The organism is Paenibacillus sp. FA6 (assembly GCF_051550225.1).
Taxonomy (GTDB): domain Bacteria; phylum Bacillota; class Bacilli; order Paenibacillales; family Paenibacillaceae; genus Paenibacillus_AQ.
Map to the genome: position 1 here is coordinate 4,779,052 of NZ_CP188820.1, position 16,582 is coordinate 4,795,633.

Annotated in this window: 17 protein-coding genes; 4 read left to right on the forward strand and 13 right to left on the reverse strand. The window is 44.0% G+C overall.

Annotated features, from left to right (window positions below; translation table 11 throughout):
* Positions 1–3: 3 nt before the first annotated feature.
* Together rapZ and ACP8HI_RS21665 are read right to left on the reverse strand one after the other, a co-directional pair.
* Positions 4–909 (reverse strand): RNase adapter RapZ, encoded by a 906-nt coding sequence (gene rapZ / locus ACP8HI_RS21660; protein WP_438348211.1) that lies wholly within the window; start codon positions 907–909, stop codon positions 4–6.
* Positions 910–976: 67 nt separating this feature from the next.
* A complete protein-coding gene (locus ACP8HI_RS21665) occupies positions 977–1,927 on the reverse strand; it encodes an ROK family glucokinase (RefSeq protein ID WP_438348212.1) in 951 nt (316 codons plus the stop codon).
* A 226-nt stretch (positions 1,928–2,153) separates the two neighbouring features.
* Here ACP8HI_RS21665 and ACP8HI_RS21670 point away from each other — a divergent pair, with 226 nt between their 5' ends.
* From ACP8HI_RS21670 to ACP8HI_RS21685, 4 genes are read left to right on the forward strand one after another with little or no spacing between them, the layout of a single operon-like run.
* Complete coding sequence (locus tag ACP8HI_RS21670) at positions 2,154–3,071, forward strand: ABC transporter ATP-binding protein (RefSeq protein WP_438348213.1); 918 nt, start codon at positions 2,154–2,156, stop codon at positions 3,069–3,071.
* A 2-nt stretch (positions 3,072–3,073) separates the two neighbouring features.
* Complete coding sequence (locus ACP8HI_RS21675) at positions 3,074–3,811, forward strand: ABC transporter permease (protein ID WP_438348214.1); 738 nt, start codon at positions 3,074–3,076, stop codon at positions 3,809–3,811.
* 8 nt (positions 3,812–3,819) lie between these two features.
* Entirely contained in the window at positions 3,820–4,947 is a 1,128-nt protein-coding gene (locus tag ACP8HI_RS21680; protein ID WP_438348215.1) for a sensor histidine kinase, read from the forward strand.
* A complete protein-coding gene (locus ACP8HI_RS21685) occupies positions 4,944–5,546 on the forward strand; it encodes a response regulator transcription factor (RefSeq protein WP_438348216.1) in 603 nt (200 codons plus the stop codon). Before ACP8HI_RS21680 ends, ACP8HI_RS21685 begins: the two co-directional genes overlap by 4 nt.
* Positions 5,547–5,652: 106 nt before the next feature.
* On the opposite strand, the gene ACP8HI_RS21690 is transcribed toward ACP8HI_RS21685, so the two are convergent.
* The 11 genes from ACP8HI_RS21690 to hisD form a co-directional block, all read right to left on the reverse strand.
* Complete coding sequence (locus ACP8HI_RS21690; protein ID WP_438348217.1) at positions 5,653–6,459, reverse strand: imm11 family protein; 807 nt, start codon at positions 6,457–6,459, stop codon at positions 5,653–5,655.
* Between the two features lie 477 nt (positions 6,460–6,936).
* A complete protein-coding gene (gene trxB, locus ACP8HI_RS21695) occupies positions 6,937–7,890 on the reverse strand; it encodes a thioredoxin-disulfide reductase (RefSeq protein ID WP_438348218.1) in 954 nt (317 codons plus the stop codon).
* Positions 7,891–7,958: 68 nt separating this feature from the next.
* Positions 7,959–9,674: a tetratricopeptide repeat protein gene (locus tag ACP8HI_RS21700; protein WP_438348219.1), complete on the reverse strand. Its 1,716-nt coding sequence runs from the start codon at positions 9,672–9,674 to the stop codon at positions 7,959–7,961.
* Positions 9,675–9,793: 119 nt separating this feature from the next.
* A complete protein-coding gene (locus ACP8HI_RS21705; RefSeq protein WP_438348220.1) occupies positions 9,794–10,741 on the reverse strand; it encodes a ribose-phosphate diphosphokinase in 948 nt (315 codons plus the stop codon).
* 72 nt (positions 10,742–10,813) lie between these two features.
* Positions 10,814–11,638, reverse strand: coding sequence for a histidinol-phosphatase HisJ (gene hisJ / locus ACP8HI_RS21710; protein ID WP_438348221.1), 825 nt, complete (start codon positions 11,636–11,638; stop codon positions 10,814–10,816).
* A gap of 15 nt (positions 11,639–11,653) precedes the next feature.
* Entirely contained in the window at positions 11,654–12,340 is a 687-nt protein-coding gene (hisIE, locus tag ACP8HI_RS21715) for a bifunctional phosphoribosyl-AMP cyclohydrolase/phosphoribosyl-ATP diphosphatase HisIE (protein ID WP_438348222.1), read from the reverse strand.
* Entirely contained in the window at positions 12,337–13,095 is a 759-nt protein-coding gene (gene hisF, locus ACP8HI_RS21720; protein ID WP_438348223.1) for an imidazole glycerol phosphate synthase subunit HisF, read from the reverse strand. The genes hisIE and hisF overlap by 4 nt, the downstream gene beginning before the upstream one ends.
* 51 nt (positions 13,096–13,146) lie before the next feature.
* Positions 13,147–13,887, reverse strand: coding sequence for a 1-(5-phosphoribosyl)-5-[(5-phosphoribosylamino)methylideneamino]imidazole-4-carboxamide isomerase (hisA, locus tag ACP8HI_RS21725; protein WP_438348224.1), 741 nt, complete (start codon positions 13,885–13,887; stop codon positions 13,147–13,149).
* Positions 13,888–13,948: 61 nt separating this feature from the next.
* Positions 13,949–14,584, reverse strand: coding sequence for an imidazole glycerol phosphate synthase subunit HisH (hisH, locus tag ACP8HI_RS21730; RefSeq protein WP_438348225.1), 636 nt, complete (start codon positions 14,582–14,584; stop codon positions 13,949–13,951).
* Between the two features lie 3 nt (positions 14,585–14,587).
* A complete protein-coding gene (gene hisB, locus ACP8HI_RS21735; protein ID WP_438348226.1) occupies positions 14,588–15,199 on the reverse strand; it encodes an imidazoleglycerol-phosphate dehydratase HisB in 612 nt (203 codons plus the stop codon).
* Positions 15,186–16,499: a histidinol dehydrogenase gene (gene hisD, locus ACP8HI_RS21740; RefSeq protein ID WP_438348227.1), complete on the reverse strand. Its 1,314-nt coding sequence runs from the start codon at positions 16,497–16,499 to the stop codon at positions 15,186–15,188. Before hisD ends, hisB begins: the two co-directional genes overlap by 14 nt.
* Positions 16,500–16,582 lie beyond the last annotated feature (83 nt).

Below are 16,582 nucleotides of genomic sequence, written 5' to 3' on the forward strand. Positions count from 1 at the left end.
CCATTAATGCCAGTCACGGTCTCGGTCAGAGTCGCGATGGATAACCGAGACGGTTTCCGTCTCACTGTTACCCAGCATCTTCCCCAGATACTCAGAAATAGCAACGGAGCGATGCTTGCCTCCTGTGCATCCGATGCCGATAACGACTTGGCTCTTACCTTCTTTATGATATTGCGGAATTAAGAATTGGAGCATATCCAACAGCTTACTAACAAATAATTGTGTTTCAGCCCACTTCATCACATACTCATACACTTCATTGTCTTGCCCCGTGCGTGGACGTAAATGGTCTACGTAATGAGGGTTCGGCAAGAACCTTACATCGAATACCAAATCTGCATCGATCGGAATACCGTATTTAAATCCAAAGGATGTAATATTGACAGACAACGTATTCGGTTCTAGGTGAGAGAATCGGGAAATAATCTTCTCTTTCAGTTGCCCTGGCTTTATATTACTCGTATCGATCAACTGTGTTGCCGAATTCTTTAGCTCCTCCAACAGCTTACGTTCTAGTTGGATTCCATCCAGTGGCATCCCCTCTGGAGCCAATGGATGACGCCTCCGACTCTCTTTATATCGCTGCACCAGAACAGAATCCATTGCATCTAGGAACAGAATTTCGCATCCCATCGTGAAATGCTCTTTAATATAGGCTAGCGATTCAGATAAAGCAGTGAAAAATTCACGTCCACGTAAATCAATCACTAAAGCTACTTTGGCTATCTTCCCGTTGGATTGTTCAATAAGCTCTGCAAACTTAGGAATCAATACCGGCGGTAAATTATCTACACAGAAGAAACCAAGATCCTCCAAACTTTGTACAGCAAGTGTCTTTCCCGCACCGGACATACCTGTAATAATAATCAGGGTTGCCATCGCCGGTGCAGCTATGTCGTTCTCCAGCATCAGCTTTCCCTCCCTTGTCTATGAGTTTAACAAGCTTATGACTGGTAATATTCAAACAAGACGAAGTCTATGACCGAAGATGTAGACCTGCAGCCCCAACGACTCCCGCATTATTCCCTAATAGAGCCGGTAGAATGGACACACCGCGTTGTAAGGGATCCGGTGTTAACTTGGCATATACCTCACGCACCTCATTGAATAGGATGTCCCCTGCATAAGAAACGCCTCCGCCTACAATAAACACTTCAGGATTCAATACAGCGGCAACTATCGCCATCGATTTCCCCAAATAAAAGGCTGCACGATTCACAATACGGACAGCGACTTCATCGCCTGCCTTGGCTGCATCGAATACTTCCTTCGCATTCATGTTTTCTACAGTAGCAAGTGTAGTCCGATCTCCACGTGCTACCGCATCGTTTGCCATACGGATAATTCCTGTTGCTGAAGATACGGTTTCTAAACAACCCTTTTTACCACATCCACATTGAATGGCTTCCAGATCAGGCACTACTGACACATGTCCAATCTCTCCTGCCAACCCTGAGAATCCTTGATAAATCTTGCCGTTTAGAATAATACCTCCGCCCACTCCAGTTCCAAGTGTATAACAGATACAATTATCTACTCCACGTCCCGCGCCGCTCCATACTTCTCCCAATGCAGCAACGTTTGCATCATTATCTATTTTGACGGGCTTGCCTAGACGCTCCTCAAGAAGCGAACGTATCGGAACATCCCTAAAGCCTATGTTGGGTGCAAGGATGATAATCCCTTCAACGACATTCGTGAAGCCAGCAACTCCTGCTCCTACACCTACAAGCTGATCCCAATCATATGGAGATTTCTCTACAATTTCGTGCACATACTTTACAATATTGTCAACGACGATATGAACACCTTTTTCAGTCTCCGTGGGTCCTTCATGTGTTAGCAGAAGCTGCCCCTCTTGATTACAAATGCCCACTTTAATCGACGTACCACCTAAATCTACACCAACATAGATACTTTCAGACATGTTACAAGCCACCTTTATCAATCTAAAATATTTTTGAGCCTACGTACCCACTATAATAGATGCCCTCTATCTGGTCAAGAGAAGTAAGCTACTATCGAAACGCTTGTTGGTAGGATATTCATGACAATTGTCATCTTTAATAGGTGACAGTTTTTACTAACTAGAGATTGACTTATTTTCTATTATTAAAGGAAGAGAAATTCTGAATATCAATGGAGGTATATATATGGATATTATTGTGGAATTGAACAACGTTAGTAAGCTGTTTGGAACTAAGAAAGCTGTGGATCATGTATCCCTTTCCATTGAGAAAGGTTCCATCGTTGCCATTCTCGGTCCTAATGGGGCAGGCAAGACAACGGTTCTATCTATGATGTTGGGACTGATTAAACCTAGCCAAGGATCTGTACGTGTGATGGGTAAGAATCCTAAGGATATAGAAGTACGAAAGAGAATAGGGGCTATGCTTCAAGAGGTTAGTGTTATGGATGGTCTGAAGGTCCGCGAACTTATTACATTAATCCGTAGTTATTATCCAGACCCTCTTGATATAAGCCAATTAACACCATTAACCGGTCTGGAAGAGGAAGATTTAAATCGATTTGCAACGAAGTTATCTGGAGGTCAAAAGCGAAAACTTGGTTTCGCTCTCGCTCTTGCTGGAAATCCTGATCTAATCTTCTTAGATGAACCCACTGTAGGTCTAGATGTTACCGCACGTCGTATGTTCTGGGATAAAGTTCGTACACTGACTGCACTAGGAAAGACCATTTTATTCACCACGCATTATCTAACAGAAGCCGAAGACTTTGCAGATCGAGTCATTTTATTTAATCAAGGAATTATCATAGCTGACGGTAACCCTGACGACATCAAGTCGAGGCTGACAACATGCTCTGTTTCTTTTAAATCCGATGATCCTCATCTACGCGAAGCGCTGCTCAAATTACCTCATGTTAGCGATGTTTATGAAAAAGAGGGAAGGATCTATACCATTACCGAGGACACAGATAGCGTTCTAGCATCTATCTTTGAACACAAGTACGCGGTTAAAGATATTCGTGTCGAACAGGGCCGCCTTGATGATGCCTTCGAACAGTTAACGTTACAACCTGAATTTGATATTAAAGGGGAGGCTAATTAATCATGCACATGATCATCATGCAGTGTAAGGCTGAAATGAGAAGAATCCTGCGTAATCCCTATTATGTAGGATGGTCTTTAATCATGCCAATTTTGTTTTATTTCATCTTTACTCGGCTCGTGAACACCAACACCGGTGATAACCAGCTTTGGCAAGCTCATTATTTGATGTCCATGACCACATTTAGTGTAATGGGTTCGTCTATCATGACTTTAGGTATCCGGATTGTTCAGGAACGTGTTCATGGTTGGTCCACGTTTATGCGAATCACCCCACTTCCCGAAGGTGTCTATTTCTTTGGTAAAATGTTCGGGCAATCCGTTATGCATTTACTCTCTATTATCGTTATCTTTGGTGCTGGGTATTTAATAAACGGCGTGTCCTTATCTGCGTCTCAATGGATTTACAGTGGCCTTTGGGTATTAGTCGCTTGCGCGCCCTTTCTGGCACTCGGTACACTAGTTGGAACCATGAAAAGAGTTGACACTGCAAGCGGTGTTAGTAATGCCATTTATATGATATTGGCTGTCTTGGGAGGGATGTGGTTCCCTATTGATTCTTTCCCTACAATATTACAATCCATTAGTCACTTGCTTCCTTCCTATAGCTTTGGAAACGGTGCTTGGGAGATCATACGTGGACATCATCCTTCGTTAGAAAATATACTCATTCTGCTAGGATACCTCATATTCTTTATGGTACTATCGACATATATCCGTAAAAAACAGGAAGTGGTGTAGATTTTACTATGCACGTAAGATTCCACGTTTTCCCAAAAAATCTAGGTTTCTATCCTTATGTTTGGCTAGTTTATATCTTCTTACCTATCATCAATACCGCACAGGAGCATGGGTTGAAAATGATATTGGGCTATTTGATGATTGGAGTGTTTGCACTCTCCTATCGACAACTCTACTTCGCTTCAGAGCATGGTTCCTTTTCATATTGGCTTGCCTTACAGATGGTTATCATCTTTATACTCAGCAACTTCTATAACCCTTACAACTTGTTCATGGGTTTCTTCACCGCTAGTTTTATTGGATATTACACCCATTCGGTAAAGTTTAAAATATCTTTAATTTCTTTGACGATCATCGAAGCACTTCCGTTGATCTTCAATACAGGTGAAATCCAACCCGGGCAATACTTATTTTTTCTCCCGTTTATTATCATTATGCTCATGTCTCCTTTTGGTATAAAGTCGATGAATAAACACCAGCAACTTGAGTTGAAGCTAGATGAAGCTAATGAACACATTAAAGAACTCGTTAAACGTGAAGAACGCATGCGTATTGCTAGAGATCTACATGACACATTGGGTCATACGTTGTCTTTGATTACATTGAAGAGTCAGTTAGTTGAAAGACTAATTACTAAAGATCCTCAGCATGCACAATTTGAAGCCAAGGAGATTGAGCGAACATCAAGGGCGGCTCTTCGACAAGTTCGCGAACTTGTGTCGGATATGCGCGCAGTTACAGTCGCTGAGGAACTACTGGAGGTACAGGTCATCCTAGACAGTGCCGATATCATCTCTTATTTCGAAGGGGATGCTAAGCTTGCTGGGGTACCTGATCTAACTCAGAACATTCTCAGCCTGTGCCTTCGTGAAGCAATAACCAATATTGTAAAACATAGCCGAGCGACGAACTGTACAGTACGTATAGAACAAAAGATGGCTTACGTCACACTCATCATTAGTGATGATGGAATAGGTCTACACGAAGATCATCATGATGGAAACGGACTGAAGGGGATGGCCGAGCGGCTATCTTTAATTGAGGGTTCCTTAGAGGTATTGTCTGTGAAAGGCACTACTTTGACCGTCACTATTCCTATTATAATCAAGGATCAGAAAGAGGAGGGGAGCCCATGATACGAATTCTCTTAGCCGAAGATCAACAGATGCTCCGCGGTGCATTAGCCTTACTATTAGATTTGGAAGACGATATCGAAGTAGTAGGCCAAGCTTCCGATGGGAAAGAGGCACTATCACTCATCGTCTCTCTTCAACCAGATATCTGTCTGCTTGACATAGAAATGCCCGTGATGACCGGTTTGGATGTTGCTGAACAGTTGAATAGGCTAAGTTCACCCTGTAGAGTTATCATTCTGACTACCTTTGCACGTCCCGGTTACTTCGAGCGCGCAGTAAAGGCAGATGTTCAAGGATATCTATTAAAAGATGGGCCTATCGATAAACTGGCAGAGTCCATTCGTCGTGTCATGATCGGTCATCGGGAAATTTCCCCGGAGCTTATATTCGGGACTATCCGGGACAAGAACCCTCTTAGTGCTCGCGAACGAGAGATTCTATCGCTGTCAGCCCAAGGGAAGTCTGCCCATGAAATATCATCTATGCTTCATCTTTCCTATGGAACGGTACGCAATTACATCTCCGAATCCTTGAATAAACTTGATGCTAGAAATCGGATCGAGGCTATTCGGTTGGCGGAGGAGAAGGGTTGGTTGTAGGTTGTAACAGAGGTTACAACCTTCCATTTATGTATGTATGATTATAGATCTAGTGCGCCATCGAAATCCATATACCTCTCCATGATCATATAGATTAAATTTCCAACTACTCGACTTCATGCCATAGACACCCTAGCAGAATTGGGGGAATATATGTCGGCAACATCCATTGGATTGTCAGATCCAGCGTGAGCTGCCCAAGGATGAACCGTCCTTGCAAGTCAAGTTGCATCTTCCATTTATCGCTTGCAAATGCTTTACCAAGATTCACCTGATCTCTGGCTTCCTCATAGGATATTTCCGGTCCTTTGTTGCGCTCAATGGATGCTAATGCAGCTTCATAAGTTCGCTGTTGTTCCTGCTCCTTCTCTTCTGTATCCTCCGAGTCATACACTTCGGTGAGATCTAATCCTTTCAGTTTGTTGCGTTCGATCAGTTCTTTAAACAATTCGGTCACATAAACTTCCGTCCCTGCTCGTTCCTTGTATTTAAATATATATGTGTTGTCAGGTATTTTATTGAAATCAAATACGAGTTTATTAAATCCAGCAAATGAACCGTCTTCATAATTCCTTATATCGGATCGTTTCCAATCCACGCACTCCAGTACATTTATTACGTTGACCATACTCAACTCCAATTCATCATGAAGTAGCGGCAGAAACTCCACTTCATTTTCAATGAATGGCGCAATCACTTGTTTGACCCGTTCAGATATAACCGGCTTCCCACTTATGAGAATCGGAAAGTCCCTGTACGTCTTTTTGTATATAGTTTTCAGCTTGAAGGGTGTCCAATGTTTAATTTTCGACTCTCCATCGAATCTGGAGGATATTGGGTGACCCTCGTCATCATCAGAGGTCATAAGCACCATACATTTCGAGTGATTATTTTGCAGTTTGTAGACTTTCATGTTGTATAACACCCTTTCAATTATTTAATTTTCGGGATATTCCCAAGTAAAATTTTTCCGTTGAGTAGTTCACCCCTGATATAGTCCAATTTTTCAACCATTTTAGCTTGATCAGTTCCAGGGGGGCTCTATCTGTTTATATACAAACTCATAAGCACCTTCACCCTCCTTCGATCACATAATAATTGCACAAAGTGCACTTAGATCCGACACATCTTCGTTAGTGTTAAGTTTAGTTGTACAGGATACATCTAGTTACTTAGAAACCTTCACTTTTCATCATATCCCCACTTTTAGCTGTCCCTTTTGCAACTATTCTCCTTTCAGACCACTTTTCCCTCTAAATAAGTGCACCTTATGCAGCTATAGCTATTTCTCCCTCATCTGTCCCCCTTCATGAGTGAAGAGCTTACCAATGAAACACAAAGAACCCGACGGGGAATCGCTCCGTCAGGTTCTTTATGTCGAATATGCTATTTATTTACCTAGAGACTGACTCCAGTCATGAACCATATTACCTTCTATGAATTTCTCGGCATCCATCGCTGCCATACAGCCTGTACCCGCTGCGGAAATGGCTTGACGATAACGAACATCCTGTACGTCACCACATGCAAATACACCCGGTATGTTCGTCTCTGTCGTGCCTGGCTTAACAATAATATAACCTATGTCATCCGTAGTAATCTGATTATCCAGGAATTGCGTGTTCGGTGTATGTCCAATCGCTACGAACACACCGTCCGCTTCAATCAATTCTTCCTGATTTGTCTCATTGTTAAGTACCTTCAGCCCTTTAAGACCCATACCTTCAGTAACCACTTCCAGTGGCGTACGGTTCAATGCCCACAACACCTTCTCGTTATCACGAGCACGATCTTGCATAATCTTCGAAGCACGCATCTCTTCGCGACGATGTACCAGCGTTACGCTAGAACCGAAACGAGTCAAGAAGTTAGCTTCTTCCATTGCAGAATCGCCGCCTCCAACTACGATGATCTTCTTCCCACGGAAGAAGAATCCATCACATGTTGCACATGTGCTGACACCGCGTCCGATGTTCTCTTGCTCACCTGGAATTCCTATATACTTCGCCGAAGCGCCTGTAGAAATAATAACGGTCTCAGCTAATAGTTCTCCGATCCCATCCACTTGAACTTTGAACGGGCGTTTAGATAAGTCTACTTTCTCTACCCAGCCTGATTTGAACTCAGCTCCGAAGCGCTCCGCTTGCTTACGCATATTATCCATCAATTCAGGGCCCATAATTCCATCTGGAAATCCGGGGAAATTCTCAATATCAGTTGTTGTTGTTAATTGTCCCCCTGGTTGCATACCTTCAATAACCAATGGTTTCATATTAGCTCGAGCGAGGTAAATAGCTGCCGTTAACCCAGCAGGTCCTGTTCCAATCACGATTGATTTATACATTTGTATGACCTCCTAAATATAATATATAACGAATGATCAGGCTCTACCGCACTGGGCTTGATCATCCATCATCCGTTTCTATCTTTCATATGACAAACGCTATCCATACGACGTGCATATCGACTAACGGTGGATGCGGAAAGACCATAACGTTCAGCTACTTTCTGATAGGTGGTAGGTTGGCCCATCATTTTGGATGCCCAATATTCAAGCGCCGCTGACCAAGCCTCCGTATGCCGTAGCTCAGGCGTATCTGGATAACTTTTATGCAAGAACTCCGTCCACAAGCTTTGAACATCCTGCTGCTGAGCTAAATCCCCTGCATAATCCATCATTTCGAGCGTTCTATCCACAACCGTACTTGAAGAGTCATCCCAATCCTCAGATGAGGGCTCCCTTACGATGTGTAAAGATGGTATTCCTTCTCCCATACTAAGAGAATCATCTATTAAAGCCTCTTCATTGATCCCTTGAAGAACAAGCATGGCCGCTTCTTTAATCACTTCGTCTTCATCCGACTCTTGCAACAAAGCTTCCAGTACCTTCTTCACCTCTTCATCAGCAATCAAAGCAAAAGACTGAATAACCTGCAGTTTAGTCGCTGTGTCGCCATGTCGAAGTGCCCAGAAGAAGGAAGAGCGAATCAATGGATTCTGTATAATCTCATCCGTTATTCCTTCATCGTCCTGGTCCCACTGCTTAAGCTGTTCCTCAAAAGGAAGATGATAATGGTAACTAATTTTGGGTTGCTTCGTTAATCCTTCTTGAAACTGTTGAAGCTGGGATAAATAATACTTCGGGACATTAGATTCAGGATCAATCTTTATTGCATATCTCCAATATCTTTCTGCATCCACATATCTCCCACAATTAAAGGCAGCTGTAGCCGAGTAATGATACAGACTTGGGTCCCAGTTCAATTCCTCATCCTTCAACAAACGACGGAAGTGTCGATAGGCTTGCTCATGTTGACCTAATATACCCATTGTTGTGGCCAATTTAAACAAATGCTCCTGATGAAACGGAACCGTGACCGATAGCATATGCAAGAGTGGAAGCAACTGCGTCATATCATTCTCATGCTGATAAAAAATCGCCAAATTACAAAGCCCATGTAAATTCCCTGGATCTTGTTCTAACACTTCTTGGATCGTTATCTTAGCTTTCTCAAACAGACCTACATAATAATAGGCAAGTGCTAAATTATTACGAGCTGCGAGGAAATCTGAATTGCTCACTACTATTTTCTCTAATAAGTCCACAGCTTGAGCGAACTTACCTTCTTCCAGAAGAGTACGAGCATGTTCATGCTCCACCATTCCTTCACGGCTCTTAATCCGAGTCAACTTAGTAGGACGATCTAATTCATAAAGAAGCAGATCCATCATTTCTTCTGCCTCTTCTAGAAACTGACCTACACCATCTTCCTCGAGATAAGTAACTATCGCTTTCTCGGCTTCTTCGAACTTCTCCATGTTGGCAAAGTTGTTGGCCATATAGAAGTAGCATTCCGTCATATTCGGATCAATATTCTCGATAACTTGTGATAATACGATATTAGATCCCGCATAATCACCCATTTCGGACATCACTCCGGCCACGTTGCAATGATTTACTGGATTATCTGGTTCATACTCTACTGCTTTTCCGAAATATCTCAATGCCTTGTCATAATGATTGCGATCTAACGAACGTACAGCCCTTTCAAAGAAGAAGTTCGCATCCAGATGGACAGGTATTATTTTATTGTACAGGACTTTAGCCCGTTGTTTATCCTCATTCATTGAACCAAGGCACCTCCTTTTCCTTCTAACCTGTTACCTATCATATTATATCATAAGTTCATGAATCCTCTTATCTTAACCATTGTTTCTCCGTGAAACGCAGAAAAGACGCCGCATACTTAAATGCCGGAGTCTTTAAACAATGTAGCAATGGATCCACCTTCTATAATAATGCGAGTCGCCTGAGCTAGCATCGGTGCCACAGATAGAACCTTTATCTGCTCTGCGTATTGTTCCGGAAGTGGGATGGAATCTGTCACGACAACCTCCCTGATATTAGGATGGTTCAATCGTTCTAGGGCATTACCTGAGAACAGACCATGCGTAGCACAGACATACACATCCTCTGCTCCACGTTCCTTCAATCCTTCTACCACATTAATAATCGTTGAGCCTGTATCAATTAAATCTTCTATAATGATCGGTGTTTTCCCCTTAACATCACCTATCACATGTGTGATCACTGATTCATTGTGTGAAGGTCGCTTCTTAATCATAATAGCAAACGGGGAATCAAGTTGATTCGCCAATTTCTCTGCCATGGAAGCACGTCCAGCATCTGGAGATACAATAACCGGGTTAACGATATTCTTCGTTCTCAAGTACTGACTAATCAGATCTAGTGCAGTTAAATGATCTACCGGTATATTGAAGAATCCCTGAATGGCTGGAGCATGTAAATCTATCGTGATGACTCGATTAGCTCCAACTGTTGTTAGAACATCCGCCAGCATCTTAGCAGATATGGGTTCACGCGGAGCCGATTTGCGTTCCTGACGTGCATATCCGTAATAAGGCATTATTATGTTAATCGTACGAGCCGAGGCTCTCTTCGCTGCATCTATCATGACAAGCAACTCCACGAACATATCATTGATCGGATGTGAAAGCGATTGGACTAAGAATACATCACAGTTACGAACACTTTCCTCATAGTTGACATATATCTCACCACTTTGAAAGCGCGAACGCTTGATACTCCCCAATTCCACGCCTAACTTACTACAAATATCCTCCGCTAATTTCGGATTCGATGATCCAGTAAACACAAGCATCTTATGCTGCATAGTATCCTCCCGATTTCAAGCCATTCGTTGACTTGAGTTAATCAATATGTATATGTAGTATACAGGATTATACTAGATATCAAAAGGCACCTCTGTCCGTCTCCTCTTTTTAAACACGGATAAGTGTCGATATCCCACATGCCATAGTAAAGCTCGGGCCTGATCAAGATGCTCTCCCAGTCGTAACGGATCATGTGCATCAGAACCTATCGTTAGCGGAATCCCTAGGTTAAAGGCTTCGGTTACCATACGTTTACTCGGGAACATTTCCTTACAAACTTTGGATAATCCAGAGGCATTGAGTTCCATAGCCATCCCACTTTTCGACACTGCCGTAAGTGCCGAATTCTCCAGTGCTTCTACCTCTGTGTGCTTATCCGATGCAGGTCGATACCCGAATCGTTTAATGACATCAATATGCCCCATAATGTCATATAGTCCGGTTGCCGCTGCTTTCTTTACGGCATCATAATATTGTTCATAGACGGTAAGGATATTCTTTCCTTCCCAGTTATGGGTTTGGCGATAATCACTAATATCCCACTCTCCAAGGAAATGGACAGAACCAATGACATAATCCCATGGATAGGATGTAATGATATGTTCAATCTCCGCTTCATATCCTTCTATATAGTCACCCTCAATACCGATGCGAATATCAATCTGATCCTTATAACGTTCCTTCAGAGAAAGACACTCCTCTACGTAACGCGGAAGTTCGTCCATGGGCATTGCCATCTCTGGATAATATGTTGCAGGGTCAACATGAATCAGTGGCATATGATCGGATAGACCAAGCTGAGATAAGCCCATCTTGATCCCACTGAGAACGTATTCCTCCAGTTCTCCGATCGCATGCCCACAACGAGCATGATGTGTATGGTAATCGATCAACATGATCGAATTCCTCCTTTAATCGCGTCTTGGCCGCTCGTGGCGCAAGCTAAGCTCGGTCATGATGTCATCTAACGGTAGCTTACGTTCTTCAAGAAGTACAAGAAGATGATAGATCAGATCACTTACTTCAAGCCGTAGCTCATCGTTATCTTTATTCTTCGCAGCAATGATGGCCTCAGCGGTTTCTTCTCCTACTTTTTTAAGGATTTTATCGATACCCTTTTCAAATAAATACGTAGTGTATGCACCCTCTGGACGTTCTTTCTCACGCTCCGAAATAATCTGTTCCAACTCTGCCAGCACAGCAAAACGCTCATTCCCTAAATTGATACTTGTTGATGGACGGTCTTCCTTCTTCTCCAATGATACTTCATTAAAGAAACAAGTCACTTTACCTGTGTGGCAAGCAGGGCCTTGAGGTTTTACTAAAATCAGCAAAGTGTCACCATCACAATCGTAGCTTAACGAGGCAATACGTTGTGTATTTCCTGAAGTTGCACCTTTATGCCATAGTTCTTGTCTAGAACGACTCCAGAACCATGTCTCTCCACTTTCAACCGAAATCTTAAGCGATTCAAGATTCATATAGGCCATCATTAACACTTCTTTGGTCGTTACATCTTGTACAATAGCAGGCACTAGACCCGCTTCATCGAAGCGAATTTCATTCTTTATTTGTTCCCAATTTAGGCTATTACTCATCGAATCTCCACCCCTTTTTGCTTTAAATCCACTTTCAAGTCATGAATCGTCATTTCTTTATAATGAAAAATAGTCGCAGCCAATCCTGCGTCAGCTTTACCCGTAGTAAATACGTCATAGAAGTGATCCGTCGTACCCGCTCCACCTGAAGCAATCACAGGAATTCCTACAATTCCAGATACAGCCGACGTGAGAGGAATATCGAATCCATCCTTTGTGCCATCAGCATCCATACTGGTAAGCAGTATCTCACCTGCACCCAAGGACTCAACTTCTTTAACCCATGATAAAGCCCGAATACCCGAAGGTGTACGCCCACCATGCGTGTATACTTCCCATTCGCCCCAAGACTCATTATACTTGGCATCGACCGCTACAACGATACACTGAGAACCGAAGCGACGTGCCCCCTCAGAAATCAATTGTGGATTGAGCACCGCTGCCGTATTAATTCCAATCTTATCCGCTCCGGCACGAAGAATTCTCTTCATGTCATCAACATGCGAGATCCCTCCACCTACTGTAAATGGAATTGAAATTTCACCTGCAGTCTGCCTAACGACTTCTATCATCGTTGCGCGACCTTCTACTGAAGCTGAAATATCCAAGAATACAAGTTCGTCCGCTCCCTCACGGTCATACAACGCCGCCAGTTCCACTGGATCACCCGCATCACGCAAGTTGACAAAGTTAACGCCCTTCACTACCCGACCGTCCTTCACATCCAGACACGGAATGATACGTTTAGCTAGCATATTCTTCTTCCCCTCTACCTATAAATTCACTACTACCCACGACTGTACCCTCTAACCCTGCTTCTTAATAGCTTGTACTGCTTCTTCTAGATCAATATTGCCCGTGTAAAGCGCTTTGCCTACGATAGCTCCGCCAATTCCTTCATGATAGTAGGCACTTAAGCTAAGAAGATCATCCAAGACCGTCACACCACCTGAAGCAATCACTGTACGACCGCTGCTCACAGCTAAAGAGCGAATCGCTTCAACATTTGGCCCCTGCATCATGCCATCCCGCGAAATGTCTGTAAAAATAAATGTCTCTGCCCCTTTAGACGCTAACTCCTTAGCCAGTTCCTCAGCTTTCACTTCGGATGTTTCTAACCAGCCTCGAGTAGCAACATACCCATTGCGCGCATCAATCCCGATGGCTACTTTGTCTCCGTACGTACCTAGAACCGCTTCTGTAAAAGGGCGATCCTCAATAGCTGCCGTTCCGATAATGACCCGACTCACTCCAAGCGCTAGCAGCCTTTTCACGTCATCAATCGTACGTAATCCGCCTCCAACTTGAACGGGTACATTCGCTCCCTTGACAATAGCCCCAATGATCGCGTCATTTACAGGATGACCCGCCTTCGCTCCGTCCAGATCCACTAGATGTATGTACGTTCCGCCTTGCTCCTCCCATGCCTTGGCTACCTTCAACGGGCTATCATTATAGACCGTTTCTTGATTGTAATCCCCTTGTATCAGTCTCACACATTTCCCATCACGTATATCAATCGCTGGATAAATAATAAAAGATGACATCTTTCGTGACCCCCGTTTTCCTTTTGTAATCTATATTGGTGAATCTTAACCTTCTGATATGTTAAAAAGTAACTTCCTTCAAGGAACTCCCCGTAATCTTAAGAAAATTCCGCAATAAGTTCATTCCGAGATCACCGCTCTTCTCTGGGTGAAACTGCATGCCAAAGACCGAATCACGACCCACAATAGCCGTTACTGACTGATTATAATCGGTTGTCGCTAATAGATCACTCTTCACTTCCGGAAGAACATGATAGGAATGTACGAAGTAGACATATCCTTCATCTAGTCCCGTGAATAGCGGATTATTCTGATCATTATACTGAAGCTTATTCCAACCCATATGCGGCACTTTATAATCGCCCCCTACGAACCTCACCACAGAGCCAGGCAGAATACCCAGACCCTCGTGGATGCCATGCTCTTCGCTTGTGCTGAACAGCAACTGCATGCCCAGGCAGATGCCCAGTAGAGGTTGCTTACTTGCTGCAACCTTCTGCACTGTCGCATCGAGCGAGCTCTCCTGCAGATGCTCCATAGCGTCAGCGAAGGCGCCGACGCCAGGTAGAATCACGCCATCTGCGGCTAGTATCTCGCCTTCATCACTGCTAATGAGCGCCTCATAACCGAGACGCTCAACAGCCTTGCTCACACTGTGCAAGTTACCCATGCCGTAATCCACAATCGCGATGGCCACGGATTACAGCACTCCCTTCGTGGAAGGTACACCCGTTACTCGCGGATCAATACTCGTCGCTTCATCAAGCGCACGTCCCAGCGCTTTAAACACCGCTTCAATCATATGATGCGTATTCTGTCCATAATGAACAATCACGTGCAAGGTGATGCGGGCTTCAAGCGCCAGCTTCCATAGAAATTCATGCACTAACTCTGTCGTGAAGCTACCCACCTGTGTCGAGGGATACTCCGCACGGTATTCGAAGTGGGGACGATTGCTAATATCAATAATCACTTGTGCCAAAGCCTCATCCATCGGTACGAAGACGCTAGCATAACGCTTAATGCCGCGCTTATCACCCAAAGCTTCCCGAAGTGTCTGACCTAAGCAAATTCCAATATCCTCCACGGTGTGGTGATCATCAATCTCAATATCTCCCATCGCTTTCACCGAGAGATCAAATTGTCCGTGCTTCGCGAATAAATCTAACATATGATTCAAGAACGGAACATCCGTCTCCAACTCCGAAACCCCACTACCATCTACTGAGAAAGAAAGCTTGATATCCGTCTCATTCGTTGTTCTGCTGACACTTGCCTTACGTAAGCTCTCATTCATATTATTGTCCGTCATGATCGTTAACCCCTACCTTTCCTTCCTTCTCAAGCCGTACTTCGATCGCTCGCGCATGGCCTTCTAACCCTTCATGTCGTGCAAGTTCCATAATCATGGCACCGTTCTTTAATAAAGCTTCCTTACTATAATAAATCATGCTTGATTTCTTAATGAAATCATCGACATCTACGGGAGATGAGAATCTGGCAGTACCATTCGTCGGTATAATATGGTTAGGACCCGCGAAATAGTCACCCACTGGCTCCGAACTGTAAGGTCCTAGAAAGATCGCCCCTGCATTCTCGATACTACCCAGATAAGACATCGGATCCTGCACAACGATCTCCAAATGTTCAGGTGCCAGCTTATTCACAACAGAGATTCCCTCTTCTATAGATTCCACCACAAGAATTGCCCCATAGCTTTCAATCGATGCACCTGCGATATCTCGACGGGGCAACAAAGCTAATTGCCGCGTTACTTCTGCTGACGTAGCTTCTGCGAATGCCTGAGATGGCGTCACAAGAATGGCTGAAGCCATCTCATCGTGCTCTGCCTGCGATAACAGGTCAGCGGCAACATAGACAGGGTCAGCCGTCTCATCGGCTAATACGACGATCTCGCTTGGTCCAGCGATGCTGTCTATATCGACTACGCCATATACTTCACGCTTGGCAAGAGCAACATATATATTGCCGGGCCCGCATATTTTATCAACTGGAGCAATCGATTCAGTTCCGTAAGCTAAGGCAGCAATGGCTTGCGCCCCTCCTACGCGATAAATCTCATTCACACCTGCTTCAGCGGCGGCAACAAGGATATGAGGGTCAATCCCCTCTTGACCATTCGTCCCTGGTGGAGTGACCATAACAATCTCTGGCACACCAGCCACTTGAGCTGGAATAACATTCATAAGTACAGACGATGGATAAGCGGCCTTACCACCCGGTACATAGACACCTACACGTTTGAGAGGACGAATAATTTGTCCCAATATGCTTCCATCTGGTTGAAGATCCATCCATGAGTTTCGCTTCTCTCTCATATGAAAGGCACGGATATTCGCCGCCGCAGCTGCAATCGCTAGCACAAAGGACGGCTCCACGCGTTCATATGCTGCCGTAAGCTCTTCTTGCGTAACTCGAAGTTGTTGGGCAGATAATACGGTCCGATCATGCTTCTCCGTATAACGTAGGAGAGCGACATCTCCTTCAGCCTTAATATCGCCCACGATTTGCTTGACTACTTCGTTCTGCTCTCGAGTACCGTAATCTACTTCCCGCTTTAAATTAAACTCCTGAATCGGTACAATTCTCATCCCAAGTCGTTCCTCCCCACCACTAACACACGATGTATTCATTTCACAACACTACTTCAACCTTGCTTTGCGCATCTCACATC

Excerpts from the sequence above, each read along its gene's own strand:
- hisD (WP_438348227.1), bottom strand. The coding sequence starts at position 16,499 with ATGAGAATTGTACCGATTCAGGAGTTTAATTTAAAGCGGGAAGTAGAT.
- ACP8HI_RS21685 (WP_438348216.1), top strand. The coding sequence starts at position 4,944 with ATGATACGAATTCTCTTAGCCGAAGATCAACAGATGCTCCGCGGTGCA.
- hisA (WP_438348224.1), bottom strand. The coding sequence starts at position 13,887 with ATGTCATCTTTTATTATTTATCCAGCGATTGATATACGTGATGGGAAA.
- trxB (WP_438348218.1), bottom strand. The coding sequence starts at position 7,890 with ATGTATAAATCAATCGTGATTGGAACAGGACCTGCTGGGTTAACGGCA.
- ACP8HI_RS21705 (WP_438348220.1), bottom strand. The coding sequence starts at position 10,741 with ATGCAGCATAAGATGCTTGTGTTTACTGGATCATCGAATCCGAAATTA.
- ACP8HI_RS21665 (WP_438348212.1), bottom strand. The coding sequence starts at position 1,927 with ATGTCTGAAAGTATCTATGTTGGTGTAGATTTAGGTGGTACGTCGATT.
- ACP8HI_RS21670 (WP_438348213.1), top strand. The coding sequence starts at position 2,154 with ATGGATATTATTGTGGAATTGAACAACGTTAGTAAGCTGTTTGGAACT.
- ACP8HI_RS21675 (WP_438348214.1), top strand. The coding sequence starts at position 3,074 with ATGCACATGATCATCATGCAGTGTAAGGCTGAAATGAGAAGAATCCTG.
- hisF (WP_438348223.1), bottom strand. The coding sequence starts at position 13,095 with ATGCTAGCTAAACGTATCATTCCGTGTCTGGATGTGAAGGACGGTCGG.
- hisIE (WP_438348222.1), bottom strand. The coding sequence starts at position 12,340 with ATGAGTAATAGCCTAAATTGGGAACAAATAAAGAATGAAATTCGCTTC.
- hisB (WP_438348226.1), bottom strand. The coding sequence starts at position 15,199 with ATGACGGACAATAATATGAATGAGAGCTTACGTAAGGCAAGTGTCAGC.
- ACP8HI_RS21690 (WP_438348217.1), bottom strand. The coding sequence starts at position 6,459 with ATGAAAGTCTACAAACTGCAAAATAATCACTCGAAATGTATGGTGCTT.
- hisJ (WP_438348221.1), bottom strand. The coding sequence starts at position 11,638 with ATGTTGATCGATTACCATACACATCATGCTCGTTGTGGGCATGCGATC.
- ACP8HI_RS21680 (WP_438348215.1), top strand. The coding sequence starts at position 3,820 with ATGCACGTAAGATTCCACGTTTTCCCAAAAAATCTAGGTTTCTATCCT.
- rapZ (WP_438348211.1), bottom strand. The coding sequence starts at position 909 with ATGCTGGAGAACGACATAGCTGCACCGGCGATGGCAACCCTGATTATT.
- ACP8HI_RS21700 (WP_438348219.1), bottom strand. The coding sequence starts at position 9,674 with ATGAATGAGGATAAACAACGGGCTAAAGTCCTGTACAATAAAATAATA.